This window comes from Streptomyces sp. NBC_01450 (assembly GCF_036227505.1).
GTDB lineage: Bacteria > Actinomycetota > Actinomycetes > Streptomycetales > Streptomycetaceae > Streptomyces.
The window spans coordinates 9,520,181-9,547,051 of the sequence record NZ_CP109480.1 but is presented as its reverse complement, the minus strand read 5'-3'; the positions used below and the strand labels follow the sequence as shown (position 1 = coordinate 9,547,051).

The 26,871-nt window shown below is 70.6% G+C and carries 21 protein-coding genes; 15 read left to right on the top strand and 6 right to left on the bottom strand.

Going from position 1 to position 26,871, the window contains the following annotated elements:
- The first annotated feature begins 7 nt into the window (after positions 1 to 7).
- Positions 8 to 961, top strand: coding sequence for a LysR family transcriptional regulator (locus OG568_RS42475; RefSeq protein ID WP_329535375.1), 954 nt, complete (start codon positions 8 to 10; stop codon positions 959 to 961).
- 59 nt (positions 962 to 1,020) lie between these two features.
- Positions 1,021 to 1,476 carry a type II toxin-antitoxin system PemK/MazF family toxin gene (locus tag OG568_RS42470; RefSeq protein ID WP_266580290.1) on the top strand — a complete coding sequence of 152 codons (456 nt, stop codon included), beginning with the start codon at positions 1,021 to 1,023 and terminating at the stop codon, positions 1,474 to 1,476.
- A 14-nt stretch (positions 1,477 to 1,490) separates the two neighbouring features.
- Here OG568_RS42470 and OG568_RS42465 read toward each other — a convergent pair whose 3' ends face one another.
- Positions 1,491 to 2,366, bottom strand: a complete 876-nt coding sequence (locus OG568_RS42465; RefSeq protein ID WP_329535374.1) for a TIGR02452 family protein — start codon at positions 2,364 to 2,366, stop codon at positions 1,491 to 1,493.
- 326 nt (positions 2,367 to 2,692) lie between these two features.
- Here OG568_RS42465 and egtA point away from each other — a divergent pair, with 326 nt between their 5' ends.
- The 5 genes from egtA to OG568_RS42440 all read left to right on the top strand — a co-directional run bounded on the left by egtA (position 2,693) and on the right by OG568_RS42440 (position 7,481).
- Positions 2,693 to 4,036 carry an ergothioneine biosynthesis glutamate--cysteine ligase EgtA gene (gene egtA / locus OG568_RS42460; protein WP_329535373.1) on the top strand — a complete coding sequence of 448 codons (1,344 nt, stop codon included), beginning with the start codon at positions 2,693 to 2,695 and terminating at the stop codon, positions 4,034 to 4,036.
- A complete protein-coding gene (gene egtB / locus OG568_RS42455; protein ID WP_329535372.1) occupies positions 4,033 to 5,355 on the top strand; it encodes an ergothioneine biosynthesis protein EgtB in 1,323 nt (440 codons plus the stop codon). Before egtA ends, egtB begins: the two co-directional genes overlap by 4 nt.
- Positions 5,355 to 6,164 carry an ergothioneine biosynthesis protein EgtC gene (gene egtC, locus OG568_RS42450; protein WP_329535371.1) on the top strand — a complete coding sequence of 270 codons (810 nt, stop codon included), beginning with the start codon at positions 5,355 to 5,357 and terminating at the stop codon, positions 6,162 to 6,164. The genes egtB and egtC overlap by 1 nt, the downstream gene beginning before the upstream one ends.
- The gene (gene egtD, locus OG568_RS42445) at positions 6,161 to 7,123 is read left to right on the top strand and encodes an L-histidine N(alpha)-methyltransferase (RefSeq protein ID WP_266684019.1); all 963 of its coding nucleotides are present in this window, start codon (positions 6,161 to 6,163) and stop codon (positions 7,121 to 7,123) included. Before egtC ends, egtD begins: the two co-directional genes overlap by 4 nt.
- A gap of 142 nt (positions 7,124 to 7,265) precedes the next feature.
- Positions 7,266 to 7,481, top strand: a complete 216-nt coding sequence (locus tag OG568_RS42440; RefSeq protein ID WP_266417584.1) for a dodecin — start codon at positions 7,266 to 7,268, stop codon at positions 7,479 to 7,481.
- A 205-nt stretch (positions 7,482 to 7,686) separates the two neighbouring features.
- Here OG568_RS42440 and OG568_RS42435 read toward each other — a convergent pair whose 3' ends face one another.
- Entirely contained in the window at positions 7,687 to 8,178 is a 492-nt protein-coding gene (locus tag OG568_RS42435) for a phosphatase domain-containing protein (RefSeq protein ID WP_329535370.1), read from the bottom strand.
- A gap of 246 nt (positions 8,179 to 8,424) precedes the next feature.
- Here OG568_RS42435 and OG568_RS42430 point away from each other — a divergent pair, with 246 nt between their 5' ends.
- The 4 genes from OG568_RS42430 to OG568_RS42415 all read left to right on the top strand — a co-directional run bounded on the left by OG568_RS42430 (position 8,425) and on the right by OG568_RS42415 (position 15,347).
- On the top strand, positions 8,425 to 10,980 hold the full coding sequence (locus tag OG568_RS42430; protein ID WP_329535369.1) for a beta-L-arabinofuranosidase domain-containing protein: 2,556 nt from the start codon (positions 8,425 to 8,427) through the stop codon (positions 10,978 to 10,980).
- Between the two features lie 113 nt (positions 10,981 to 11,093).
- Positions 11,094 to 12,503: a glycoside hydrolase family 43 protein gene (locus OG568_RS42425; protein WP_329535368.1), complete on the top strand. Its 1,410-nt coding sequence runs from the start codon at positions 11,094 to 11,096 to the stop codon at positions 12,501 to 12,503.
- Between the two features lie 66 nt (positions 12,504 to 12,569).
- Entirely contained in the window at positions 12,570 to 13,955 is a 1,386-nt protein-coding gene (locus OG568_RS42420) for a glycoside hydrolase family 43 protein (protein ID WP_329535367.1), read from the top strand.
- Positions 13,956 to 13,997: 42 nt separating this feature from the next.
- The gene (locus OG568_RS42415; protein ID WP_329535366.1) at positions 13,998 to 15,347 is read left to right on the top strand and encodes a jacalin-like lectin; all 1,350 of its coding nucleotides are present in this window, start codon (positions 13,998 to 14,000) and stop codon (positions 15,345 to 15,347) included.
- Between the two features lie 125 nt (positions 15,348 to 15,472).
- Here OG568_RS42415 and OG568_RS42410 read toward each other — a convergent pair whose 3' ends face one another.
- Positions 15,473 to 16,411: a hydrolase gene (locus OG568_RS42410; protein ID WP_329535365.1), complete on the bottom strand. Its 939-nt coding sequence runs from the start codon at positions 16,409 to 16,411 to the stop codon at positions 15,473 to 15,475.
- 239 nt (positions 16,412 to 16,650) lie between these two features.
- On the bottom strand, positions 16,651 to 17,202 hold the full coding sequence (locus OG568_RS42405) for an RNA polymerase sigma factor (RefSeq protein WP_266580314.1): 552 nt from the start codon (positions 17,200 to 17,202) through the stop codon (positions 16,651 to 16,653).
- A 46-nt stretch (positions 17,203 to 17,248) separates the two neighbouring features.
- On the opposite strand from OG568_RS42405, the gene OG568_RS42400 reads away from it, so the two are divergent.
- The 3 genes from OG568_RS42400 to OG568_RS42390 all read left to right on the top strand — a co-directional run bounded on the left by OG568_RS42400 (position 17,249) and on the right by OG568_RS42390 (position 21,109).
- Positions 17,249 to 18,634, top strand: coding sequence for a serine/threonine-protein kinase (locus OG568_RS42400; RefSeq protein WP_329535364.1), 1,386 nt, complete (start codon positions 17,249 to 17,251; stop codon positions 18,632 to 18,634).
- Between the two features lie 218 nt (positions 18,635 to 18,852).
- On the top strand, positions 18,853 to 19,566 hold the full coding sequence (locus tag OG568_RS42395) for a DUF4232 domain-containing protein (RefSeq protein ID WP_329535363.1): 714 nt from the start codon (positions 18,853 to 18,855) through the stop codon (positions 19,564 to 19,566).
- Between the two features lie 289 nt (positions 19,567 to 19,855).
- A complete protein-coding gene (locus OG568_RS42390) occupies positions 19,856 to 21,109 on the top strand; it encodes a hypothetical protein (protein ID WP_329535362.1) in 1,254 nt (417 codons plus the stop codon).
- A 93-nt stretch (positions 21,110 to 21,202) separates the two neighbouring features.
- Here the strand turns inward: OG568_RS42390 and OG568_RS42385 are convergent, their stop codons facing one another.
- The gene (locus tag OG568_RS42385) at positions 21,203 to 23,134 is read right to left on the bottom strand and encodes a ricin-type beta-trefoil lectin domain protein (RefSeq protein ID WP_329535361.1); all 1,932 of its coding nucleotides are present in this window, start codon (positions 23,132 to 23,134) and stop codon (positions 21,203 to 21,205) included.
- 548 nt (positions 23,135 to 23,682) lie between these two features.
- Between OG568_RS42385 and OG568_RS42380 the strand changes: the two genes are divergently transcribed.
- Positions 23,683 to 25,539, top strand: a complete 1,857-nt coding sequence (locus OG568_RS42380) for a glycoside hydrolase family 9 protein (protein WP_329535360.1) — start codon at positions 23,683 to 23,685, stop codon at positions 25,537 to 25,539.
- Here OG568_RS42380 and OG568_RS42375 read toward each other — a convergent pair.
- On the bottom strand, positions 25,532 to 26,770 hold the full coding sequence (locus OG568_RS42375) for a L,D-transpeptidase (protein ID WP_329535359.1): 1,239 nt from the start codon (positions 26,768 to 26,770) through the stop codon (positions 25,532 to 25,534). The two genes, OG568_RS42380 and OG568_RS42375, sit on opposite strands and share 8 nt — an antisense overlap.
- Between the last annotated feature and the right edge of the window lie 101 nt (positions 26,771 to 26,871).

Genomic DNA, 26,871 nt, shown 5'->3' with positions numbered 1-26,871 from the left:
GGTCGGCATGAAGAACGCGACGCCCGAGGAGACCCTGTCCCTCTCCGGCCGGGAACGGATCACGCCGCATGTCGATCTGAACCTGCTGCGGACCTTCCTCGCCGTCTACCGCTCCGGCTCGTTCACCGCCGCGGCACCCCTGCTGGGCCTCTCCCAGCCGACCGTGACCGCCCAGATCCGCTCCCTGGAGCAGCAGACCGGACGCGAGCTGTTCACCCGTCTCCCCCGCGGCGCGGAGCCCACGCCCCTCGCCCACGACCTGGCCGACCAGGTGGCGGGCCCCCTCGACGCGCTCGCCGCCCTCGAAGGCCGCAGCAGCGTACTCGGCGGACAGGCCGCCCCGGTGCACCTCGCGGGGCCTTCGGAGTTGTTGTGCACCCGGGTGCTGCCCGCGCTCGCGCCGCTCGTCGCCGAGGGCGTACAACTGCGCGTCACGCAGGGGCTGCCCGAGCCGCTCATGGACGACCTGCGCGCGGGTCACCACGATCTGGTGATCGCGACCAAGCGGCCGCGCGGGCGCCTCGCCTCGCTGCCGCTGGCGGACGAGGAGTACCTCCTGGTCGCCGCACCGAGCTGGGCACGGCACGTCGAGGAGCACCCGTCGGCCGAGGACACCTGCGCCGCGGTCCGGGACGTACCTCTGGTCACCTACGCCGAGGATCTGCCCATCGTGCGCCGCTACTGGCGCAACGTCTTCGGCAGACAGCTCCCGGCCCGGGCCGCGGTCACCGTGCCCAACCTGTACGCCGTCGTCTCGGCGGTGACCGCGGGCGCCGGCTACAGCGTGCTGCCCCGCTCCCTGTGCGAGGAGCACCTCGCCGACGGACGCCTCGTCCTGCTCCACGAGCCGGTCGAACCACCCCTCAACACCCTCTTCCTCGTCCAACGCCCCGGGGCCGACGCCAACCCGGACGTCGTACGGGTCCGCGACCGCCTCCAACACGCGGCCCGGCTCTGGTAGTTCGCCATCTCGGCCACCCGCTCCCCGGGTTGGGCGGGGCAGGCTCTAACGTGGGCCGCGTGACTGCCTTTACCGATGACACCGCCGAAGACATCCCCGGCCGCTACGGCCCGTCCGCCACCACCGAGGCCGAACCCCGCGAGGTGGGCCGGGTGCGGACGGAGTACTCGCCCGCGCACGACGGCGACCCCGATCCCGGCGAGATCGTCTGGACGTGGGTGCCGTTCGAGGAGAACGACGGGCGGGGCAAGGACCGTCCGGTGCTTGTCGTCGCCCGCGAGGACGCCGGCACCCTGCTCGCCGTCCAGTTGTCGAGCAAGCGGCACGACGGGGACCGCGAGTGGGTGCCGATCGGGAGCGGGCCGTGGGACCGGTCGGGGCGGGACTCATGGGTGGATGTGGACCGGGTCCTGCGGCTGCACGAGGACGGGATGCGGCGGGAGGCCTGTGCGCTGGATCGGATGCGGTTCAATTCGGTGGTGCGCCGGCTGCAGGAACGGTACGGCTGGCGCTGACGGCCCCCGGGGCCTCAAACGGGGCGGGTCACCGGCCTCCGGAGTACGGATGCGAACGCCTGCTCGAAGGAGCCTCGCGTCGCCTGGTCCCTCGTACGGTCCAGGACCCCGAACACCACATGCTCGAACGCGCCTTCGAAGCGGCCCTTGACCAGCAGGTCGTGGAACACCCCCGCCACCTGCGCCGGATCGTTCTGGAAGACGCCGCAGCCCCACGCACCCAGCACCAGCCGGCGGTAGCCGTGGGCCGCGGCGGTCTCCAGGACACGCTCGGCACGGACGGCCAGGGCGCGTGGCAGTTCGGGCGCGCGCCCCGGGGCCGTACGCCGGACGACTCCGGCGTTGGGGGCCGCGGCGGTCAGGAACCCGACCGTGTACGGCTCCTCGAGCAGACCTCCGCGGTCGTCGCGGAATACGGGCACGGCGGGTGAGTGGATGACACGGTCCGTGTAGAACGGATCCCGGTGGGCGCGGTGGTGGTCGTAGAACTCCCGGGCCCGCAGCAGACATGCGTACAGCGCGGAGGCCCGGCACAGGGCCTCCTCCTGGGCCTGGGCGCCGTTCAGGAAGCCGCCACCCGGGTTGCGCGCCGAGGAGAAATTCAGGACGGCGACCGGATCCGCCGGGCGTCCCGCGCCCTCGCGCACGAGCCGTCGAGCGGCTTCCAGGCTGCTCTCGCCCGTCACCTCGAACAGCGTGCTCGCGCGCGGTGCGCTCGTGGGACCGCCGGCCGGTGCCTCGACCGGTCCAGGACCGTACATCCGTGTTCCCGCCCGTGCGGCCTCGACCGCCGCGGCGATCGACACCGCGCGTCCGTCGGACGCGCGGTACCCGCCCGCCGCGACGATCTCCTCCGTGTGCCGCGCGAGCGCACGCAAGCGCGCGCTCATGGCGCGACCCCCGTGCGCGCCACGAGGACGCCCCTCGCGATCTCCCCCGTAGCTTCCCCCGTCATTCCCCCCGCCGATTCCCCCGCCATTTCCCCCGTCGTGCTCATGAACGCATCGTGAGCGATGCTGGTCCTACGGCGCAACGGAATTTCCCAGCCTCGTAAACAGCGCCTCGCGGTCCGGCAAACAGCGCCTCCGGGGCCCGCGGGCGACGATTTGCACCCTTGTGCGAACCGCCTGGAGGGTCTTGGGTGGGACGAGCGATGCCGGTCCGGCACCACAGACGTCGGGCCGGCGGCATGGTGGAATCTCAGGAGGATCCCGACATGTCCGATTCGGTGAGTGACTGTACGGAGCGCCGCTCCGCCGTCACCGAGGCCGAGGTGGAGGCGCTGGTCCGAGGCATCTGCTTCAAGACCGGACCGCCTCGTACCCTCGGTGTCGAAGTGGAATGGCTCGTCCACGAGCTGCGACAGCCGCAGCTCCCGGCATCACCCGAACGACTCCAAGCGGCCTACGCCGCACTGCGGACCCTGCCCCTGCGTTCGGCGCTCACCGTCGAACCCGGCGGACAGCTGGAGCTGAGCTCCCTTCCCGCCGCCTCCCTGATGGAGTGCATCGGGTCCGTCTCGGCCGACCTCGACGCGGTACGCGCGGTACTGCGCGAGGCGGATCTCGGCCTCAGCGGGTACGGCCACGACCCCTGGAACCCCCCGAGCCGCTATCTCCGTGAGCCGCGTTACGACGCCATGGAGCGGTACCTCGACCGGGCGGGCCCGGAGGGGCGGGCCATGATGTGCTCCTCCGCCTCGGTCCAGGTGTGTCTGGACGCCGGCTACGAGGAGCCGGGCCCGCTCGGGCATGGGCGCCGCTGGTGGCTGGCGCACCAGTTGGGCGCGGTCCTGGTGGCCGCGTTCGCGCACTCGCCGGTGGCCCGCGGCCGGTACACGGGCTGGCGCTCCACACGGCAGTCCCTGTGGGCGGCCATGGACCCGGGACGGTCCGCCGCGCCCCCGCTCGGCGGCGATCCGCGCGCCGCCTGGGCCCGGCACGTCCTGGACGCGCCGGTGATGTGTGTCCGCGCGTCGGACGGCCCCTGGGACGTACCCGAGGGCCTGACCTTCCGGGCGTGGACCCGGTCCGAGAATCCGCCCGACCGGGCGGATCTCGACTACCACCTGACGACGCTGTTCCCGCCGGTCCGCCCACGCGGCCATCTGGAACTGCGCATGATCGACGCGCAGCCCGGCGACGACGGGTGGATCGTGCCGCTGGCGGTGACGGCGGCGCTGTTCGACGACCAGGAGGCGGCGGAGATCGCCTACCGAACCGTCAAGCCCCTCGCGGAGCGCGCCGATTCGCGGCCCGCTCCGTGCAACCCGCTGTGGAACGACGCCGCGCGACACGGCCTGACCGACCCCGAGTTGCGCGAGGCCGCCGTCACCTGTTTCGCGGCTGCCGCCGAGGCGTTGCCGCGGCTGGGCGCCACCGATGAGGTGCGGGAGGCCGTCGCGGAGTTCACGGACCGCTATGTGGCCCGGGGCCGCTGCCCCGCGGACGATCTGCTGAGCCGCTTCCACAGCCAGTCCCATGGCCAGGCCCATGACCAGGCCGATGGTCATCACGGCCGATCCCACGGTCAGCTCGACGGGAAGGACATCCGCACATGACCGCCCCCGCATCACCCACGGACCCGGAGTCGCTCCGGGAGCGCGCGCTCGACGCGCTGACCGCGGCCCGCGACCGCACGGCGCTCCTGACCTCCTGCGTGGAGGAGCCCGAACTGACCGCACAGCACTCGCCGTTGATGTCCCCACTGGTCTGGGACCTCGCCCACATCGGCAACCAGGAGGAGCTGTGGCTGCTGCGCGCGGTCGCCGGGCGGGACGCGATGCGCCCCGAGATAGACGGGCTGTACGACGCGTTCGAGCATCCGCGCGCCGCGCGGCCCTCGCTGCCGCTGCTGCCGCCCGCCGAGGCCCGTCAGTACGCCGCCGAGGTGCGCGGACGGGCGCTGGACGTCCTGGAGAGCACCGCGTTCCGGGGCACGCCGCTGACCGAGGCGGGCTTCGCGTTCGGCATGATCGCACAGCATGAACAGCAGCACGACGAGACGATGCTGATCACCCATCAGCTCCGCAAGGGGCCCGCCGCCCTCACGGCGCCGGACCCCGCTCCCGCGCCGCCGTTCACGGGACCCGCCGAAGTCCTGGTCCCCGGCGGCCCGTTCATGATGGGCACGTCCACCGAACCGTGGGCCCTGGACAACGAGCGCCCCGCCCACCGACGCGAGGTGCCGCCCTTCTTCATCGACACCACTCCGGTGACGAACGCCGCGTACCAGGCATTCATCGAGGACGGCGGCTACGACACCGAACGCTGGTGGGCCCCGGAGGGCTGGTCCCACATCCGCTCGCACGGCATCGAGGCGCCGCTGTTCTGGCGCCACGAGGGCGGACAGTGGCTGCGGCGCCGCTTCGGCGTCACCGAGGTCGTACCGCCCGACGAGCCCGTGCTGCACGTCAGCTGGTACGAGGCCGACGCGTACGCCCGCTGGGCGGGGCGCCGGCTGCCCACCGAGGCAGAGTGGGAGAAGGCGGCCCGTCACGACCCGACGGCCGACCGCTCCATGCGCTACCCGTGGGGCGACGCCGACCCCACCCCCGAGCACGCCAACCTCGGCCAGCGCCATCTGCGCCCGGCTCCGGCGGGCAGCTATCCGGCGGGGGCGTCACCCCTCGGTGTAAGGCAGTTGATCGGTGACGTGTGGGAGTGGACGTCGAGCGACCTGTCCCCGTATCCCGGGTTCGCGGCGTTCCCGTACAAGGAGTACTCGGAGGTGTTCTTCGGACCGGAGTACAAGGTGCTGCGCGGTGGCTCGTTCGCCGTGGACCCGGTGGCCTGCCGGGGGACGTTCCGCAACTGGGACTACCCGATCCGGCGGCAGATCTTCTCCGGGTTCCGCACGGCCCGCGACGGGAACGTCTGATGTGCCGTCATCTGGCCTACCTGGGACCACCGGAGCCGCTCGGCCGACTCCTCGTGGAACCGCCGCACAGTCTGTTCCGGCAGTCGTGGGCGCCACGCCGGCAGCGGCACGGGACGGTCAACGCCGATGGCTTCGGGGTGGGTTGGTACGCCGAAGGGGATCCGGTGCCCGCGCGCTACCGGCGCCCCGGACCGATCTGGGGCGACCAGTCGTTCACGGACCTGGCCCGGGTCGTACGGAGCACGGCGCTGCTCGGCGCCGTACGGGACGCCACCGTGGCGGGTGCGGACGGGGAGGCCGCGGCGGCACCGTTCGCCGCGGACCGCTGGCTGTTCAGCCACAACGGCGCCGTACGGGGCTGGCCTGGCTCCCTCGCCCCGCTGGTGTCGGGCCTGCCCCCGGCCGCACTGCTGTCCCTGGAGGCCCGCTGCGACTCGGCGCTCGTCTGGGCGCTGCTCCTGCACCGGCTGCGCGCCGGTGACAACGAGGGCCAGGCCCTGGCCGACACCGTCCTGGAGGTCGCCGAGGCCGCCCCCGGGTCCCGGCTGAACCTGCTGCTCACCAACGGCGACACGATCACCGCGACGGCCTGGGGCGACACCCTCTGGTACCTCGCCGAGCCCGGCCGTCGCACCGTCGTGGCGTCCGAGCCGTACGACGACGACCCGCACTGGCACGAGGTACCCGACCGCACGCTGCTCGCGGCCAGCCGCACCGACGTCCTGCTCACCCCGCTCAAGGACCCGCACGCGCAGGAAGGCGCGCACGACCCCTTGGCATCCGCACGCACCAAGGAGCCCAGCACGTGAGCCCGTTCCTTCTCACCCGCACCCTGCCCGAGGACGCCACGGACGCCGCACTGCGCGCCGACGTCCTGCACGGCCTCACCCGCACGCCCAAGACACTGCCGCCGAAGTGGTTCTACGACGCCCACGGCAGCGAGCTCTTCGACCGGATCACCGAACTGCCCGAGTACTACCCCACCCGGGCGGAGCGCGAGATCCTGATCGCCCGGGCCCCCGAGATCGCCGCGACGACCGGTGCGCGCACCCTCGTCGAGCTGGGGTCCGGTTCGTCCGAGAAGACCCGCCATCTGCTCGACGCGCTGCCGGGGCTGCACACGTACGTGCCGGTCGACGTCAGCGAGAGCGCCCTCACCCAGGCCGGGCAGGCGCTGATCGCCGAGCACCCGGGGCTCGGCGTGCACGCGCTGATCGCCGACTTCACGGGCGGCCTCGCGCTCCCGGGCACGCCGGGGCCCCGGCTGGTCGCGTTCCTCGGCGGCACCATCGGCAATCTGCTGCCCGCCGAGCGTGCGACGTTCCTGGCGTCCGTACGGGCACTGCTCTCCCCCGGCGACACGCTGCTGCTCGGTACGGACCTCGTCAAGGACGAGTCGGTGCTGGTCGCCGCGTACGACGACGCGGCGGGGGTGACGGCCGAGTTCAACAAGAACGTGCTGCACGTCGTCAACCGTGAACTCGGCGCGGATTTCGACCCCGACGCGTTCGCCCATGTCGCCCTCTGGGACGCCAGGCACGAGTGGATCGAGATGCGGCTGCGGTCGCTGACCGAACAGACGGTGAAGATCCCCGCGCTCGACCTCGCGGTCGACTTCGCCGACGGCGAGGAACTGCGCACCGAGATCTCCGCGAAGTTCCACGAGGAGGGGGTACGTCGCGAACTCGCCGCCGCCGGGCTCGACCTGGCCCATTGGTGGACGGACCGGGAGGGCCGTTTCGCCCTGTCCCTGAGCGTGGCCCGCTGACACCCGCCCGGGTGGACCGCCCTCGAGGCCGACCACCCGGGTGAGGTCACCCGCGGCGCCCCGACATCTCGCGCACCGCCGCGCCGTGAGGCACCGTGGAATGACGCGTGGCACACCCGCCACGGCGGAGAGGAGCACCCGCATGTCCGACCACACGTACCGGGTCACCGAGATCGTCGGCACCTCCCACGAGGGCGTCGACAAGGCCATTCGCAACGGGATCGCCCGGGCCTCGCAGACCCTGCGCAACCTGGACTGGTTCGAGATCACCCAGGTCAGGGGGCAGATCGTGGACGGGGAGGTCGAGTACTACCAGGTCGGCCTGAAGGTCGGCTTCCGCCTGGAGGACGGCGCCTGAGCCCCGTCCGGCATCGGCATTCGCCGCACGGTCCCTCCACACCCGGGATGCCTCCACAGCCCGCCCTGTCCAGGGCCCCTCGACAGCGGGGCCCTGGACAGGGCCTTTCGGCCTCCAGGGAGGAGGACCCGGCACGCCCCACCCCCTGGGGCAACTCCCGAAGTCGACTCCCCCACCGGGCCAGGCCTGATCCACACGACAGGTCCTAGGTCCGCCCCTCCCTCTCCTGCGCGTCCTTCAGTGCCTCGGACGCCGTCGACCAACGCGCTCGGACGACCCTGAGGCCGACCCGTTCGGCCTCGTCGCAGACGAGTTCGTCGTCGTCGACGAGGACGTGGATCTCACGGTCGCGGGCGAGCCGGCGGAGGACCTCCAGCTTGGTGCGGCGGGCGGGCCTGCGGTCGTCGTTGCGTCGCATCCAGATGCGCCCCTCGGGCAGACCCTGCGCGGCCAGCCACTCGACGGTGTCGCGGCGACAGCGCTCGGGACGGCCGGTCAGATAGACCACCTCGCACCCCTCCGCGCTCCGCAGCGCCAGAGCGACCCCTTGCGCGAGCGGCGGATCCTGCGGCGCGGCCGCGAAGAACCCGTCCCAGTCCCGTGGCTTGCGCTCCAGGAACCGCTGCCGGTGCGCGGTGTCCGCGAGCGTGCCGTCGAGGTCGAACACGGCGAGCGGTCTGCTGTTCTTCTCCGTCACGCGGACCACCCTAAGAGGGGCCACCGGCACCCGGCACACCACGGCACCCGACAGACCCTGTGAACCCACTGACCCCTCGCACCAACTTCCTTCACCACAAGCACTATTCACATCACCCGGCAAGCCCTTACCGTGATGCCTCGCACCGCAAGTTGCACAGCATGTCGCACAACATTCGGTATTTCGAACGAGGGCAGGGCGGTGAAGGGACACCACCGCCAGGTTCTTCGGCATGCGGAGGTCTCCGTGAACCCCCCACTCGACAGACGTCACTTCCTCGCCGTCACCGGCACGTCCGCGGCCGCCGTCACCCTGGCCGCGGCCGGCGGCACGGCCCACGCCTCGACCGGAACCACCACCGCGGGAGCCCCGGTCACCTCGACCGCCCCCGACGCCGCCGCGCGCGTCAAACCGTTCTCCCCCGGCTCGGTGACCCTCCTGGACAGCGCCTTCAGGGCCAACCAGCGGCGCAACTCCGCCTATCTGCGCTTCGTGGACATCGACCGGCTGCTCCACACCTTCCGTACGAACGTCGGTCTGCCCAGCACCGTCCAGCCGTGCGGTGGTTGGGAGGGCCCGAGTGTTGAGTTACGTGGCCATTCGACCGGCCATCTGCTCTCGGGGCTCGCCCTCGCCTACGCCGACACCGGGGAGAGGGCCCTGCGCGACAAGGGTCGCCGGCTCGTCGCGGCACTCGCCGAATGCCAGGCCGCCTCCCCCGCCGCGGGCTTCGGCGCGGGCTATCAGTCCGCGTTCCCGGAGAGCTTCTTCGACCGCCTCGAAGCCGGGACCGGCGTATGGGCGCCGTACTACACGATCCACAAGATCATGGCCGGGCTGGTCGAGCAGCACCGGCTGACCGGCAGCGCACAGGCCCTCGACGTCGTGCTGCGCCAGGCCGAGTGGGTCGACCGGCGCACCGAGCCGCTGTCGTACGAGCGGATGCAGCGGGTGCTGGAGACGGAGTTCGGCGGCATGAACGACGTGCTCGCCGACCTCCACGCTCTCACCGGCGACGCCAAGTGGCTCGATGTCGCCGAACGCTTCACGCACGCCCGTGTCTTCGATCCGCTGGCCAGGAACGAGGACAAGCTCGCGGGGCTGCACGCCAACACCCAGATCCCCAAGATGGTCGGCGCCCTGCGGCTGTGGGAGGAGGGCCTGCCCGACCGCTACCGCGCGATCGCCGAGAACTTCTGGCAGATCGTCACGGACCACCACACCTACGTGATCGGCGGGAACAGCAACGGCGAGGGTTTTCACGAACCGGACGTCATCGCGGGCCAGTTGTCCAACAACACCTGCGAGAACTGCAACAGCTACAACATGCTGAAGCTGACCCGGCTGCTGCACTTCCACGCACCCCGGCGCACCGATCTGCTCGACTACTACGAGCGCACCCTGTTCAACCAGATGCTCGGTGAGCAGGACCCTGACTCCGCGCACGGCTTCAACATCTACTACACGGGCCTGGGCCCCGGTGCCTTCAAGCAGCAGCCGTCCTTCATGGGCACCGACCCGGACGCGTACTCGACCGACTACGACAACTTCTCCTGCGACCACGGCACCGGCATGGAGACGCAGGCGAAGTTCGCCGACACGGTCTACTCGCACGACCGGAACCGGCTGCTGGTGAATCTGTTCATCCCCTCGCAGGTCAACTGGCGGGAACGGAACATCACTTGGCGGCAGACCACCTCCTTCCCCGACCGGTCGTCGACCGTGCTCACCGTCACCGCCGGACGGGCCGCGCACCAGCTCCTCGTCCGCATCCCGTCCTGGGCCGCGGACGCCCGCGCGAAACTCAACGGCCGTACCCTGCCCGACCGTCCGGAGCCCGGCAGCTGGCTCACCCTCGACCGGGAGTGGCGCGCCGGGGACCGGGTCGAGGTGTCACTGCCCATGCGCACGGTCATCGAGCCCACGCCCGACGACCCCGACGTCCAGGCGGTTCTGCACGGACCGGTGGTGCTGGCGGGGGCGTACGGGGAGCGGGCGACGCCCTGGCTGCCACGCCTGGACACGGGATCCGTACGCCAGGACTCGCGGGATCCGCTGCGGTTCACCGCCCGTGTCGATGGCGAGGACATCTCGCTGCTGCCGATCTCCCGGGTGCACCACCAGCACTACTCCGTGTACTGGCAGACCGGCGAACCGCCGCCCCCACCGCCGGAGTTCGCCGCCTGGCACCGCTTCGACGAGACCTCCGGGACCACGGCCGCCGACGCCACCGGCAGCGGCAGGGCGGCCCAGCTCGCCGGCGGTGCCACCTGGACGGCCGCCGGCGTCAGCGGTGGAGCGGTGGCGCTCGACGGCACGGACGGACACGTCCACCTGGCCGACGACCTCCTCGCGGGCGCCGCCGCCTACACGCTGGCCACCTGGGTGCGGCTGGACGGCCGGCCCGGCGTGTGGAGCCGGGTGTTCGACCTCGGTACCGGCGTCACGGCCAACATGTTCCTGACCCCGCTCAGCGGTGACGGCACCCTCCGTTACGCCATCACCGCCGGGGGCGCGGGTGCCGAGCAGCGCATCGACGCCGCGCCGTTGCCCACCGACCGCTGGGTGCATGTGGCGGTGGCGTACGGCGGCGGGACCGCCGTCCTGTACGTGGACGGCCAGGAAGCCGGCCGGAACACCCAAGTCACCGTGGAACCGCGCTACTTCGGCAACCACATCCGAGCCGGGTACCTCGGCAGGTCGCAGTACGCCGACCCCTGCCTGAGGGGCGCCGTCGACGACTTCCGTGTGTACGGCAGGACCCTCACGGCCGAGGAGGTCGCCGCTCTGGCCCAGGCCTGATCCGAACCACGGGCCCCAGGCGTCGGCACCTCGACGTGTGCGCAGGACGGGTGGGGACGCGGAGCCGCCGCGTCACCCACCCGGATCAACAGAAACAAGGAGAGCCGCAGACAATGATCACCCCCGACCGGAACGCGTCCTCGACGCCGCTCGACCCGTCCCGCCGCAGTCTGCTGCGCGCGATGGTCGCGATTCCCGCAACCGCACTCGTGCTGGGCGAACTGCCCGGCCTGCTCGGTTCGGCCGCCGCGGCGGCCCCCACGCACGGCTCGGCCACCCGCTACACCATCGTGCCGTTCCTCAACAGTGACGACGGCACCGTCAACGTCTACCAGTCCGACGACGCCACCGACTTCCGGCTGGTCAAGTCCTCCGCCTACACCCCGCCCAGCAACCGCATCCGCGACGCCAGCGTGTTCAAGCACACCGACGGCTACTACTACCTCACCTACACCACGCACACCTGGCAGGACGTCAGCACCACCATCGGCTTCGCCCGTAGCTCCGACCGGGCCAACTGGACCTTCCTGTACGACTACACGGTCCCGATCACCAATCTGTCCCGCGCGTGGGCGCCCGAGTGGTTCGTCGACGGCGACGGCAGCGTGAACGTCATCGTGTCCTGCTCGACCACCGACGACGAGTGGATCTTCACACCGTATGCGATGAAGGCCTCCAACACCGCGCTCACCGCCTGGAGTTCACCCGTCGCCCTGTCCGGCATCGGCACCAACCACATCGACACGTTCATCGTGAAGATCGGCTCCACCTACCACGCGTTCCCGAAGAACGAGACGACGAAGTACATCGAGTACGCCACCGCCTCCAGCCTGACCGGTCCGTACACCATCACCCGGACCGGCGACTGGGCCGGCTGGGGCGGCACCCGTGAGGGTCCCTCGGTGATCCAGCTCGACAACGGCGCCTGGCGGATCTTCTTCGACGGCTACGGCGACGGCAGTTACTACTACAGCGACAGCTACGACACCTTCGCGACCTGGACCGCCCCGAAGAAGCTGCCGGGCATCTCGGGCACGGCACGGCACTTCACCGTGATCAAGGAGACGGTGTCCGGCGGCGTGGACCTGCCCACGGGCGTGACCCGTTCCTTCCGGTCCGGCAACTACTCCACCCGCTACTGGCAGGAGCAGTCCGCGCTGCTCAACCTCCCCGTGGTCAGCAGCTCCAGCACCACCGCGGAGAAGCAGGCGTCCGCCTTCACCGTGGTGCCGGGTCTCGCCGACGCCAACGCCTACTCCTTCCGGGACGCGGCCGGGAACTACCTGCGCCACTGGGACTTCCGGGCCCGCTTCGACGCCAACGACGGGACGTCGACGTTCGCCAAGGACGCCACGTTCGTCATCCGCACCGGCACCCCCGACGGCGCCGTCCGCTTCGAGTCGTACAACTACCCGGGCTACTACCTGCGCCACTACAACTACCAGCTCCGCGTGGACGTGTCGGACGGCACCGACCTCTTCCGCCAGGACAGCTCCTTCGTACCCGTGACGGCCTGGGCCTGAGCGTCACAACCCCAGTCTCAACCCCCAGCCTCAACCTCAGCCGAAGAAAAGAGGGAGAAGAACCCGATGACCGACAGCCCCGGCCCCCTTCAACCGTCCCGCCGCACCGTACTGGGGGCGATGGCCGCCCTCACCGCCTCCTTCACGATCGGGGTCCCCTCCGCGCGCGCCGCGACCGGATCCGCGTACGTGATGGGCTACTTCACCGAGTCCCCGAACGGCCTCGGTGACGACTACGGCCTCCACCTGGCCGTCAGCACCGACTCGCTCCAGTGGACGCCGCTGAACCAGAACAACCCGGTCGTGACCCCGACCGGGGGCACCGGCGGTCTGCGCGACCCGTTCATCCTGCGCAAGCAGGACGGCACCTTCGTGGTGCTCGCCACCGACCTCAAGGGCACCGACTGGAGCCTGCAGAGCCAGTACATCCACGTCTGGGACTCCGCCGACCTGCGCTCCTTCACCGGCTACCGGCGACTGAAGCTGCACGACATGGCCACGCACAGCTGGGCACCGGAGGCGTACTGGGACGCGGGGCGCGGTCAGTACGGGATCATCTATTCGGCCGTCAACTCCAGCGGCCACAACGTCATCATGGTGAACTACACCAGCGACTTCGTGACCGCGTCGACGGCGCAGGTCTTCTTCGACCCCGGCTACGACATCATCGACGGCGACCTGGCCGTGGGCATCGGCGGGGTCAACTACCTCTACTTCAAGAAGGACGAGACCCTGGTCGGCGCCAAGTCGTCCTCCCTGGACCCGGGCAGCTTCACCGTGTTCAGCACGCCCGCCTCGCACGGGGGCACCGAGGCCCCGATCCTCGTCAAGTCCCAGACGTCGAGCGCCTGGTACCTCTGGGGAGACACCTACACCCCGAACGGCGTGTTCTACGCCTGGCAGTCCACCGACCTCGCCGCCGGCACCTGGACCGCGGTCGACCAGCGGCTCTACACCCAGCCGGTCAACTCCAAGCACGGCACCATCCAGCCGATCACCGGCACCGAGTACGACAACCTCGTGACGGCGTACGGAAAGCCGAGCTGGAACCGCGTCAAGTCCTACAACTATCCGGACCGTTACGTCCGTCACGCGAACTTCGTCGGCCGGATCGACGCCTACCCGTTCGACCCGTACACCGACGCGGAGTGGAAGCTCGTGCCGGGGCTCGCCGACAGCTCCGGGGTGTCCTTCCAGTCCGTCAGCTATCCCACGCGGTATCTGCGGCACTACAACTACCAACTGCAGCTGGACGTCAACGACAGCACGACGACGTTCGCGCAGGACGCCACGTTCTACCGGACCGCGGGCCTGGCCGACACCTCCTGGTCATCTTTCCGCTCCTTCAACTATCCGGACCGTCACATCCGCCACGCAAACTACGTCCTGCGCATCGATCCCATCTCCACCAGCACCGAGAAGGCCGACGCCACGTTCTCGGTCGGCTACTGACCCCCCTGTCTCTCCCCTCCCCAGTCCCCAGGAGACACCCCCATGTCACCTCTCCGAAGAATCCTCGCCACGCTCGCCGCGGCAACCGCGGCCCTCGGCGGACTCACGGCGACCGCTCCCACCGCGGCGGCCGCCGACTCGGGCACCTTCAGCGTGCTCAGCTACAACGTCGCGGGACTCCCCGAGAGCCTCTCCAGCGCCTCGACCCCGCGCGACACCAGCACCACGGCGATAGGCCAGCGGCTCGGTCCGTACGACATCGTCCACGTGGAGGAGGACTTCAACTACCACGCCTACCTCTACGCCGGCGACACCACGCACGCCTACCGCACGCCCACCAGCGGCGGTGCCGGAATCGGCAGCGGGCTCAACACCCTGTCGAAGATCCCGTACGACGCCGACGACTTCGAGCGCGTGCACTGGAACTCCTGCCAGATCGACTCGGGCGACTGCCTGACCCCCAAGGGCTTCACGTTCATGCGGGAGCGGCTGGCCGAGGGCGTCTACGTCGACTTCTACAACCTGCACACCAACGCGGGCACGAACGACGGCGACCTGGCCTCACGGGCGGACAACCTCAACCAGCTCACGTCCTTCATCCAGAGCCACTCCAAGGGCAACGCCGTGGTGGTCATGGGCGACACCAACACCCGCTACACGCGCACCGGCGACACGATCGCCGAGTTCGGCGCGGCCAACGGGCTCACCGACGCCTGGGTCAAGCTCATCCGCGGCGGCACCCCGCCCGCCAAGGGCAGCGACGCGCTGGTCTGCGACCAGACCGGTGCCACCGTGCCCAACACCTGCGAGGTCGTGGACAAGATCCTCTACCGCGGCAGCAAGCTGGTCACGCTCGACGCCACGAACTACAACAACGAGCACGCGAGCTTCCTGACCTCGGACGGGCTGATGCTCTCCGACCACGACCCGATCACCGCCAAGTTCACCTGGTCGCGCAACTCCGCCTTCCAGCTCAGCGACCAGTTCGGCGGCCCGCACGGGGACTACTTCACCGACATCGACAGCGTGCCGGCCGGGGCCAGGGCGACCACCCTCACCCTGCGCAGCGGCTCGCGTGTCGACCAGCTGGGCCTGACGCTGAACAACGGCACGACGCTGGCCCACGGCGGCACGGGCGGCACCGCCTCGTCGCTCACGCTCGGCAGCAACGAATACCTCACCTCGGCGCAGCTGTGCCAGGGCGTGAAGGACGGCAACACCCGGATCTTCTACGCCAAGTTCACCACCAACCTCGGCAACACCCTGGCGGGCGGTACGACGACCTCGGACTGCGTGACCCGCACGGCGCCGTCGGGCTGGCAGATCGCCGGGTTCCACGGCCGCACGGGCGACGAGGTCGACAAGATCGGCTTCATCTACACCCAGCGCTGACCTGACATGACCGAGCCCGTGGTCCGCGGTGTGCGCACACCGCGGACCACGGGCTCACTCGCTCGACTCGCCGGACTCGCCCGACTCGCCCGACTCGCCCGACTCGCCCGACTCGCCCGACTCGCTTACGAGGACAGCCACTCGGTGGCGTTCAGCGCGAGCGCGGCGTTCGTGGCGCCGGTGTCGTTCCAGCCGTCGTACAGCGTGTTGCCGGACTGGCCGGTACCGTCGTCGATGGGCGAACTGTCGCCCCAGAAGGCGACCTTGCCGCTGCCGAAGGTGCTGGTGGCGAAGAAGGCTCCGGTGTTGCCCGAGTAGCCGGAACGGTAGACCAGGCCCTTGACCGCCGAGTTGTCGGCGGGCTTGAGCGTGGCCGTCGTACCGTTGGCGAAGAGGCTCTTGGTGACGGTGCCGAACGAGCCGTGCAGGACGGCGTTGGTGCTGTCGCTGATCGCCGCCGGGTAGCCCGAGCTGATGTTCAGCGAGTCGACGGAGAAGCCGAACGGGTCCGTGGAGTCGACGCTGTTGTCGGTCATCAGGTCGTTGAGGATCTTCACCGCGTCGTAGCCGTCGTTGTTGCGGTCGGAGCCGATGTGGTCGGAGATCATGAACAGACCGCCGCCGTTCTTCACGAACGTCATGATCGCGGTCTTCTCGGCGGTCGTGAAGAGCGTGTTGGGCTCGGGCAGCACCAGCGTGTCGAAGTTCGACAGGTCGGTGGCCGAGGTGCCGCCGTAGGTCAGCTTGGAGCCCGAGGGCAGCGTGTCCAGGCTGTAGTCACCGGTCTTCTGCAGGGCCACGCCCCACGAGGAGAGCGCGCCGGTCCAGTCGGTCTCGGAGGACGGCGAGGAGTCCTCGCTCAGCGGGTTCGGCTGACTGGTGGAGATGATCCAGTCGGCGTTGCCCGCCGTCTCCGCGTGGCCGTTGTCGAACAGGACACGGTGGGTGGTGGCCGCGTGCGCGGGGGCGGCGGTGGTCGTCTGGAGCGCGGCTCCCGTGAGCAGCACGCCGAGCGCGGTGAGGGCTACGGCGAGTCTCTGACGGGGCCTTGTGGGGGTGAGCATCCGGCATTCCTCCATGGGTGGGGGGGAAGAGGCGGTGCGGGGCGCCGATCTGCGCGCGTAGAACGGCCGTTGAACGACTGCCGTTCGACACAACGGTGGACGGTACAGACAAGATCACGGCCGCCGCGAGACCCTGCCGCCACTTATCATCAACCTCTTACCATGCGTCACAACCGGCGCCGGACTCAGTCCAGTCGACGTTGCGCGGCCGTTGGTGGCGGCGGACGGCGGATACTCCGTCAGGACGCGTCCACCAGCCAGGGCCTGACCTGCCTGCGCGCCTCGTGCAGCCGGGACTTGAGCGTGCCGAGCGGAATCCCGACACGCTCGGCGACATCGGCGTACTCCAGCTGGCAGATGTCCCGGTAGACCAAGGGTGCGACCAGGTGCGGATGTTCGCGCTCCAGGCGCTCCAGCGCCTCCAGGAGGTCGATGCGTGAACCGGCGATCACGCTGGTGGTGCGCGGGTCGACATGCTCCGAGGCGTCGATGACGTCCGGCTGCTCGGCGGCCCGCCGCTTCAGCTCGCGGTACTTCTGACGGGCGCAGTTGGCGACGACCGTGTAGAGCCAGGTGCTGAACCGGCTGCGCCCCTGAAAGGAGGTGATCTTCCGCGCCACCTGGAGGAGGACGTCCTGTGCCGCCTCCTCGGCGTCCTCGCGGCAGGGCAGGAAGCGTCCGCAGCGCCGCACGACCTCCGGCCGGATCCGCTGGAGCAGCAGGTCAAGGGCTTCCGGATCGCCCGCGGCCGCGCGCAGCGCGAGCTCCTCGGTCGCTGCCGCGTCCTGCACAGGGTGCTCCCCTCGGTGTCGATCAGAGGCCAGGCATCATAGTGTCATGCACTCCCTCGAGCGGATCGGCCGCTACCGTCTGGACCGGCGCCTCGGCGCGGGTGGCTTCGGCGTCGTCTGGCTCGCCCATGACGAGGTGCTCGAGGCCGTCGTCGCCCTGAAGGTGCTGTCCGACAACTGGGTCGACCACCTCGACGTCCGTGAACGATTCCTCTCCGAGGCCCGGCTGCTGCGCAAGGCCGACTCGAACCGGGTCGTCCAGGTCTACGACATCGGCGAGCTCCCCGACGGCAGGCCCTACTTCGTCATGGAGTACGCCGACGGAGGCACCCTCGCCGACCGGATCGAGGCCGGGCCGCTGCCCATCGCCGAGGCGCTGCGCCTGACGGCTCTCGCGGCGCGGGGCGCGGCCGCCCTGCACGAGGCCGGGATCGTGCACCGCGACATCAAGCCGTCCAATGTGCTGCTGCGCACCTCGTCCGGCGGCGCCGACCGGGTCCTGATAGCCGACCTCGGGCTCGCCAAGAGCCTGGCGCAGGCCTCCGGGCTGACGATGGCGGCCGGTTCCGCGGGCTACACCCCGCCCGAGCAGGCCCAGCCCGGCTCGGGGATCGACGCGCGGGCCGATGTGTACAGCCTCGGCGCCCTCGGATACCACCTCGTCACGGGATCGGTGCCCGGGCCGCCCGGCCAGGTCGTACGACCCGAGCGGCTCCGTACGGATCTGGCCCCGGACGTCCAGCGGGCGCTGCTGCGCGCCATGGAGCCCGACCGCGAGCGGCGCTGGCCCACGGCGCTGAGCCTGGCCGTGGAGCTGGAGCGGCTGGCCGAGCAGGTGTCGATGGGGACGGTCCGTGTGCCCCGGCGCCGTCGGCGGACCGTACTGGTGGCCGTGGCCGCAGCGGTCGTGGTCGGAGCGGCCGGTGTGACCACCGCCCTCGTGACCCGGCGGTCCGACACCCCGACCGCGACGGTCGCGGACGCCTCCGGACAGCTCTCGGTCGAGGTTCCGGGCGGGTGGGGTCGCCAACTGAGGGACTCCGGGTGGAATCCACGGACCGTGGGCCTGTCGGACACGCATGAACCCGGTCTCGTCGTCGCGGACGACCTGGCGAAGTGGCAGGACCTGGGCTCGGGCGTGGACGGGGTGTTCGTCGGCCTGAGCGAACAGGGCGACGTCCGCGGCAAGGTCGGGACGATCGCCCACACCGACTGCCACTACGAGGGCAGCCGCACCTACACGGGCGCGCGCTGGCACGGGCTGATCCGGACCTGGAACGCCTGTTCGGGCAGCCACGGCTCGCTCACTGAGGCGGGGCTCGTCCAGGCGGTCGGGAACCGGCAGCCACAGTTGTACGTCCAGATCCGCCAGGCCGCCGGCAGCGCCGCGACGACCGACCGGGTGCTCGGCTCCGTACGGGCGAGAGGGTGACCTGGAGGAGATACTGACAAAAGGGAGGCTTCCGAGAGAGAAGCCTCCGAGAGGCGCGCAGGCCCGGATCGCGGTCCCCGTTCCGGGTTCCGCGGAGATGCGGCGTGCCATCCGCGAACCATTTCGCGTCCCCGCGCATCGGACACGGGTGACGGAGCACAGAGCGCCGTTCGCACGCCGAGTCAGGGCGCGTGCGGTGAATTCCAAGGAGTGTTGACATGGCGACCTTCCGGCCCGGCGACGCGGTTCCCGTCCGCCGTACGTCCTCCCCCGCCCGCAGGGCAGCGCTGGTCGCGGGTGTCGCGTTGCTCGGCCTGCTCACGGCCTGCGGCACCGACAAGGGCACGACGAGCACCCCGCAGAAGCTGCCCGGCGCGGCCCAGCCGGCCTCCGGCGACGCGACCGCGGACTCCTCCGGCACGAGCGCCGCCCCGAGCGGTTCCGCCACGACGTCGTCATCGGCCTCGAAGTCGTCGTCCGCCACCTCGTCAGGCACCGAAAACAGCGCGTCGAGCACCCGGTGCCACACCTCCGAACTGCGCGTGTCGGTGGGCGTCAACGACCCCGGCGCGGGCCAGGAGCACTTCCCCGTCGTCCTCACCAACGGCTCCCACCGCACCTGCACCCTGCGCGGCTACCCCGGAGCGGCGTTCCTCGACGCGTCCGGCAAGCAGCTCGGGCCCGACCCGAAGCGCTCCGCCGACACGCCGACCACGGTCACGCTGGCCCCCGGGCAGACCGCGTGGGCGGGCCTGACGTTCTCGAACCCGGAGGTCAGCGGGGCCAAGACGGCGACGCCCGCCACGCTGGTCGTCACCCCGCCCGACGAGCGGGACCCGCTGAAGGTGGCGTGGAAGGAGGGCGCGGTACCCGTGTCCGGGAACGCCTCTTCCGTGTCCTTGACCGTCGTCCGCGCCGGCAACGGCGTCTGACTCCGGCCTGACTCCAGCCTGACGCCCCCCACCCCGACCTGACCCCAGCCGGCCTCGAGCCCGACCCCGTCGGCCCCGCTCCCCCTGCCCCGCCGTCCGCCCCGCGGATCGGCGGGGTTTGTCACGGAACAGCAACACGTGCCGGTTCCGGCGACCCTTCCCGAACATCCGCGCATCACACCGTGTGACGCACACCGCGAAGAGTGGCGCGTCACAGGAACGGAACGCTCCGGCCCGGCGGGCGGGAGCGGCACCAGGGAAACAGGGAACGAGGAATCGGGGGATGGTCATGACTGGTATCTCACGCAGGCGTCTGCTGGCCGCGACGGCATCGGCGGGCGCGCTGGGCAGCCTGGGCGCGCTCTCCGCGTGCTCGACGAACGACTGGTCCGTGGGCAGCGACGCCAAGGGGGACACGAGCCACAAGTCCCCCCGGCCCAAGCTGATCGGCGACGGCTCCACCGCCGACACCGGGGCCCAGCCCAAGCAGCCGAAGGCCGAGCGGCTGAAGCCGGGTGAGCGCCCGCCGCAGTTCGTGGTCTTCTCCTGGGACGGCGCGGGCGAGCTCAGCAACCAGCTGTTCTCCCGCTTTCGCAAGGTGGCGGCCGACCACGGTGCGTCGATGACGTTCTTCCTCAGCGGCATCTACACCCTGCCCGAGTCGAAGAAGCACCTCTACAGCCCGCCGCAGCACCCCGTGGGCGCCTCGGCGATCGGTTATCTCTCCGACCGGCACATCCACTCCACGATCCAGCAGATCCGCGCCGCGTGGCTGGAGGGCCACGAGATCGGCACCCACTTCAACGGTCACTTCTGCGGCGCGGACGGGGTGCGCCGCTGGTCCCCCGCCGAGTGGCGCAGCGAGATCGCGCAGGCGAAGAAGTTCGTCACCGAGTGGAAGACGAACACCGGCTTCACGGACCTCGATCCGCTGCCCTTCGACTACGAGAAGGAGCTGATCGGCGGCCGCACCCCGTGTCTGGAGGGCCAGTCCAACCTGTTGCCGACCGCCGCCGCCCTCGGCTGGAAGTACGACGCCAGCAGCTCCGGCGGCCTGCAGATGTGGCCGGGCAAGGTCCAGGGCGGCAAGATATGGGACTTCCCGCTGCAGTCCATACCCTTCCCCGGCCACTCCTTCCAGGTCCTGTCGATGGACTACAACCTGATGGCCAACCAGTCGAACGCCAACCCGCTCGGCGACAAGTCGATGTACGACGCCTGGCGCACCCAGGCCCGTGACAGCTACCTCGCCGGTTTCCGCCGCGCCTACGAGAGCAACCGCGCCCCCTTCTTCATCGGCAACCACTTCGAGCGCTGGAACGGGGGCATATACATGGACGCGGTCGAACAGGCCATCGAGCAGATCGCCGGGCACGACGATGTGCGCCTGGTCTCCTTCCGCCAGCTCGTCCAGTGGTTGGAGGCCCAGGATCCGGCGGTTCTGCGCAAGCTGCGCACCCTCGACCCCGGGCAGTCGCCCCTCGGCGGCTGGGCGGAGTTCCTGGGCACGCCTGCCTCGCCGTCGGCCGCGGCGAGTTCCTGACGACTCGGGCCGCTGACACGACTCCGGGCAGGAACGCGGCTGCGGCCAGGCACGGGTGGCCTGGCCGCAGTCGGTGTGACCGTCCCGGACGGGTCAGTGGTGGCCGCCCTGGCCGCCGTCGCCGTGTCCGTAACCGCCGTATCCCCCGTAGCCCCCGTAACCGCCGTCCCCGTAGCCGCCGTAGCCGTATCCGTAGTCATCACCGGATCCGCCGTACTGTCCGCTCGGTGGCGCACAGTAGTAGTACGGGGAGCAGCCGTGGGCGGGTGACGAGGCCGAGGGGGCCGGAGCGGGCGTCGACGGTTCGGCCGAGGGCCGGGGCGAGGACTTGGGGACGCTGGGCGACGGTGTCTTCGACGCCTCGGAAGAGGCGTGGCTCGACGACGTCTTCGTCTGTCCGGCGGAGTCCCAGTTGACCGCCTCCATCTGGAGCGAGGGCGACGAGGCGTCCATCGTCCAGTGCTGGTCGGACTCCTCCTTACGGACCTTGAGGACCAGGGACGCCTCGCCCTTGGTGGAGGCCGGGGTGAGAGCCAGGTCCTGGTTCCAGCGGGGCACCACCATGCCCTGGAGAGTGAAGTCGTAGCGCACGTTCTTGGTGCCCGGCTGCGACTCGCCGGTACAGGGCGCCAGTTGGACCGAATAACCGAGGTGGGAGTCGAGGCAGAGGTCGGGGGCGGCCAGATCGCGCAACAGCCCGTCGTCCTCGTACGACCATTCCTGGCTCGCCGCCGAGGAGCACGACGTGAGCGTGGTCTCCATTCCCTTCACGGGCTTCTTGCCCACGATGCCGATGCACAGCCCGGTCTCGGTGTTGCGCAGCCGGCCGCGCACGCCACCCTTGGACGTGTCGCCGGTGCCTATCCAGGACGGGTTCGATCCGGGTGCCTTGGCCGGGCCCGAACTGGGCGAGCCCGAGGATCCGGTGGCGTCGGCCACGCCGGGCGCGCCGTCCGAGTTCTGGGTGACCCACAGGACCAGTGGGACCAGGATCATTCCGCTCACGGTCAGCGCGGCCAGCGCGATGTTGTTGCGGCGCGGGGAGCGCCGGGGTGCCCTGTGTGTCGGGGGGCGGGAGTCGCCGGAAGCGCGGCTGCGCGGTGCGGGGCGCGGGGGCTCGCTCGGCGGAAGGGGGGCGTGGTCGGGGAGGAGGGGAGGGTGCCTGGGGAGGGGAGGGATTCTGTGCGCGGCCGGGACGGTGTCCGGGACCTCCGTCACTTCCACGATCGCGTCGACGCGGCCGGGACGGGAGTCGAGGTAGGCCGCGGCACCCCAGCCGAGCAGGGCCTCGGCCAGCGGCAGCGCGAGGTCGCCGTCGAACCGGCTCAACTGGTCGGCGGTGTCACGGCAGTGCCGGCATCGGCCCATGTGTCTGCTGAGGTCGGCGTCGAGGCCGACGCCGCCGCGGCGCAGGGACACGTCGAGCATCCGGTGGAAGCGGCGGCATTCCTCCTCGGGGGCCAGCTCGTGGTGGATCTCGAGGCAGCCCTCACGCAGGCGTTCCAGGGCCCGCCGCAGTTCCACGAGGGCGCCGTCCTCGCCGATGCCCAACAGCCCAGCGGGTACGGCCAGTTGCTCGGCCTCGACCTCGGTGTGCCACAGCAGACAGCGGGCGGGCTCGGGAAGCCGCTGGAATGCGCGGGACAACTGCCGTCTGTTCTCGGGCGGCAGAAGCCGTGCCATGACCCGGTCGCGACTGTCGGAATCGGCCAGCAGTTCGGGGTGGAGCATCTCCCGCCGTTGGTCTCCGAGCCATTCGGCGGTCATACGCCGTACGGTGACCAGCAACTGCGGCCGCCAGGCGGCCGTCGGCCCGGTCTGCCGCAGCGATTCCCCGAACAGCCGGGTGAAAGCGGCCGTGGTGAGCATTCCGGCGGGACGCACACCGTTGGTGCACAGGCGCGCGTAGGCGAAGACCGCTTCCCAGTGGCGGTCCAGGAGTTCCCCGACGGGATGGTGCGCGGGCGTGTTCCCCGAGCTCTTCTTCAGGTCTGCCGCGAGCCTCTCATCCGAAACCTCGAACAAACGACCAGGCGCAGGGGAATGAGACAGTACCGCGTCATTCACGTCCGCTTTCCTCCCAAAGGTAACGCAGGAATTAGTCCATACCAATGGGTATGTAGCCCACCCGTCGAAGCGGAGGGACTACCCATGGGGGGGTTGTTACCGCGAACGCCCTCTGCGACAGCTCTTTTGAAGCGAGGGGCGCGCGGGCACACCGTGCGCGTACAGAAGGAAGCGAATTGTCTGCACGCCAACAACGCACACCTTTGCACAGTGCGCCGAGCCGAAACAAGAGATCTCGTCACCTTCCCTTTTCCGTCGAGCGTCGGCTTATTGACCAAACGTCAGCCGGGACCCCACAAAGGGAATTCGTAATCCCCCGCGACCATCGGTCGAGCGGTCGCACACAAGCCCCCCACCAGGCCGTCGAAGGGCGGAAGGGCGCCCACCCACCCGTTGACGGCCTGGCATGCCCATGCAATGCTCGATATTGGGAGCGCTCCCATTCTCCGTCGTCCACCCTCTCGTGGCCACGGCACAGGATTCACTTCACCCGCTGGGAGCCGCTCATGTCCGCATTCCCGTTGCCCCGCAGCCGCCCAAAACACCTGGCGGCCGCCTTGCTCGCGGGGACATTACTCGTCGGCGGTCTCGCGACCGCCCCCTCCGCGGCGGGGCTTTCCACCGCCGCCACGGCGACAACAGCCGTACGGGTCAACCAAGTCGGCTATCTGCCGGACGGCCCCAAGCGCGCGACCGTGGTCACCTCCGCCGCGCAGCCGCTCACCTGGCAGCTGCGCGCCGCCTCGGGCAAGGTGGTCGCCTCGGGGTCGACCGTCGGCCGGGGCACGGACGCGGCCTCCGGGCAACCGACGCAGGTCGCCGACTTCTCCTCGTACGGACGGACCGGTTCGGGTTACGTCCTGATCGCCGACGGAACGGCCAGCGATCCCTTCGACATTCGCGCGGACCTCTACGACGGGCTGCGCTCCGACGCGCTGGCCTTCTTCTATCACCAGCGCAGCGGCATACCGATCGAAGCCTCCCTGGTGGGTTCCGCCTATGCGCGGCCCGCCGGGCATCTCGGAGTCGCCCCCAACCAGGGGGACACGAACGTGCCTTGTCAGTCCGGGGTGTGCGACTACAAGCAGGACGTCAGGGGCGGTTGGTACGACGCGGGAGACCACGGCAAATACGTCGTGAACGGCGGCATTTCCACCTGGCTGCTCGTCAATTCCTTCGAGCGGGCGAAGAGAGCGGGCACCGCGTCCGCGCTCGGCGACTCGACGCTGCGCGTTCCCGAGCGCGGCAACGGAGTGCCCGACGTCCTGGACGAGGCGCGCTGGGAGCTCGACTTCCTGATGCGGATGCAGGTGCCGGACGGCAGACCGTACGCGGGAATGGCGTTCCACAAAGTCCATGACGCCGCCTGGACCGGCCTGCCGACCCGGCCCGAGCAGGACGCTCAGCCGCGCGAGCTCCACCCCCCGTCCACCGCGGCCACCCTCAACCTGGCGGCCACGGCTGCCCAGTGCGCCCGTGTCTTCCGGCCCTACGACACCGCGTTCGCGAACCGGTGTCTGACCGCCGCCCGCAAGGCCTGGACGGCGGCGCGGGCCAACCCCGCGATGTACGCGCCGGATTCGGACAGCACCGGCGGTGGGGCCTATGGCGACACCCAGGTCGGCGACGAGTTCTACTGGGCGTCCGCCGAGTTGTACGCCACGACCGGTGAGCGCGCCTACCGGGACGCGGTGACCTCCTCGCCCTGGCACACCGCCGCGAACGCCTTCACGCCCGGCGGCTTCAGCTGGGCCGACACCGCCGCCCTGGGCAGGCTGACGCTGGCGACCGTACGGGGCGGGCTGCCCGCGTCCGACCTCAGGCGGGTGCGCGCCTCGGTGACCGCGGCCGCGGACGGCTATCTGTCCACCATGGCCGGCCAGGGATACGCCGTCCCGATCCCCGCCACCGGCTACGTCTGGGGCTCCAACAGCGCGGTCACCGACAACGCGATCGTCATGGCCACCGCGCAGGAACTGACCGGGGACCCGCGCTACCGCGCCGGAGTGCTGGAGTCGATGGACTACCTGCTGGGTCGCAACGCCCTGGGCCAGTCGTACGTGACCGGATACGGGGAGCGGTACTCCGACAACCAGCATCACCGCTTCTGGGCGCACCAGTACGACGCCTCGTTGCCGCACCCGCCGGCGGGTTCCCTCGCGGGCGGCCCCAACAGCGGGCTGCAGGACCCGGTCGCGCAGGAGCACCTGCCCGGCTGCGCGCCCCAGGCCTGCTACATCGACGACATCGGTTCGTACTCGACGAACGAGGTGGCCATCAACTGGAACGCGCCGCTGGCGTGGCTGGCCGCCTACGCGGCCGAGGACGACCGCGCGGGCGGCCGCTCGGAGCGCCTCAGCTGAGCGCGCTCCCCGCCCGCCACCGGGTCCAACTCATGTTCCAGCCGCTCAGGCCGTTGTCGGGCTGAACGGTGTCGTCGTGGGAGTTGACCACTTCCACGACGTCACCGACGAGCGAGTTCTCGTAGAACCAGTAGGCGGGCGTGCCGGTGTCCTTGGCGCCCTGGGTGTCGTGCAGGCCGACACAGCCGTGGCTGACGTTCCACGTGCCGAAGGTCGCGGCAGGCGACCAGTAGTTGCCGTGGACGAAGGTGCCGGAGGTGGTCAGACGCATGGCGTGCGGGACGTCGGGGATGTCGTACTCGCCGCCGAAGCCGACGGTGGAGCCGTCCATGCGGGTCTGCGGATACTTCTCCGAGATCACCATCCTGCCGTTCCAGGTGGTGTGTCCGGGCGATCCGGAGGTGATCGGGATCGTGCGTACCGCGCGGCCGTCACGCCGTACGACCATGGTCTTCTTCGCGACGTCGACCAGGCTGGTCTGGTCGCGGCCGACGGTGAAGGTGACGTCCTTGTGCTGGACGCCGTAGCGGCCGCTCGCGCCCTCGACGCCGCGCAGCCGCAGGGAGAGGGTGACCTTGGTGCCCGCGGGCCAGTAGTTCTCGGGGCGGAAGTCGAGGCGGGTGTCGCCGAACCAGTGGGCGGCGATCTCCACTCCGGCCGTGGAGGTCACGGTCACCGCCCGCTCGACGGCCTTCTTGTCGGTGACGGCGTGGCCGAAGGTGAGCGAGACCGGCATGCCGACGCCGACGGTCGAGCCGTCCTCGGGGGTGAAGTGGGCGACGAGGGTGGCCTCGGGCGCGACGGTGGTGAAGACGGTGTTGGCCAGCGCCTCGCGGCCGGTCCTGTCGGTGGCGACGGCGCGGACCGAGTACCTGGTGGACGGGGAGAGCCTGCCGGACGGTGTCCAGCGGGTGCGGTCGGCGGAGAACGCGCCGGACAACCGGGTGCCGTCCTCGGCGGTGACCGTCACCGAGGTGAGGCTGCCCCTGCGGACGGAGACGGAGAGCGTGCCCACCACCGCTGTGTTCGCCGTGCCGGTCTTGGGCGTGACCGTGACGCGGGCGGTGGATGCGGCCGACACGGAAGCCTGGTCGGGCGTCTTCTTCGGCTCAGGCCTGCCGGACGTACAAGCGCTGACCACACCGGCGCCGATGACGGCGAGGACGGAGCGTCTGCCCAGCCGCCGGGCGGTCGCCGTCCGGGAGGTGCGGCGGCTGCGATCGTCGTTCACGCGAAAATCCTTACGGGTCTTCCAGGGACGGGGCTGGAGGTACGGGTCCGGCGGGTACGCGGCTCGGTCGCGGGCCCGGGGCCCGGGCGTAGCCGCCGGGG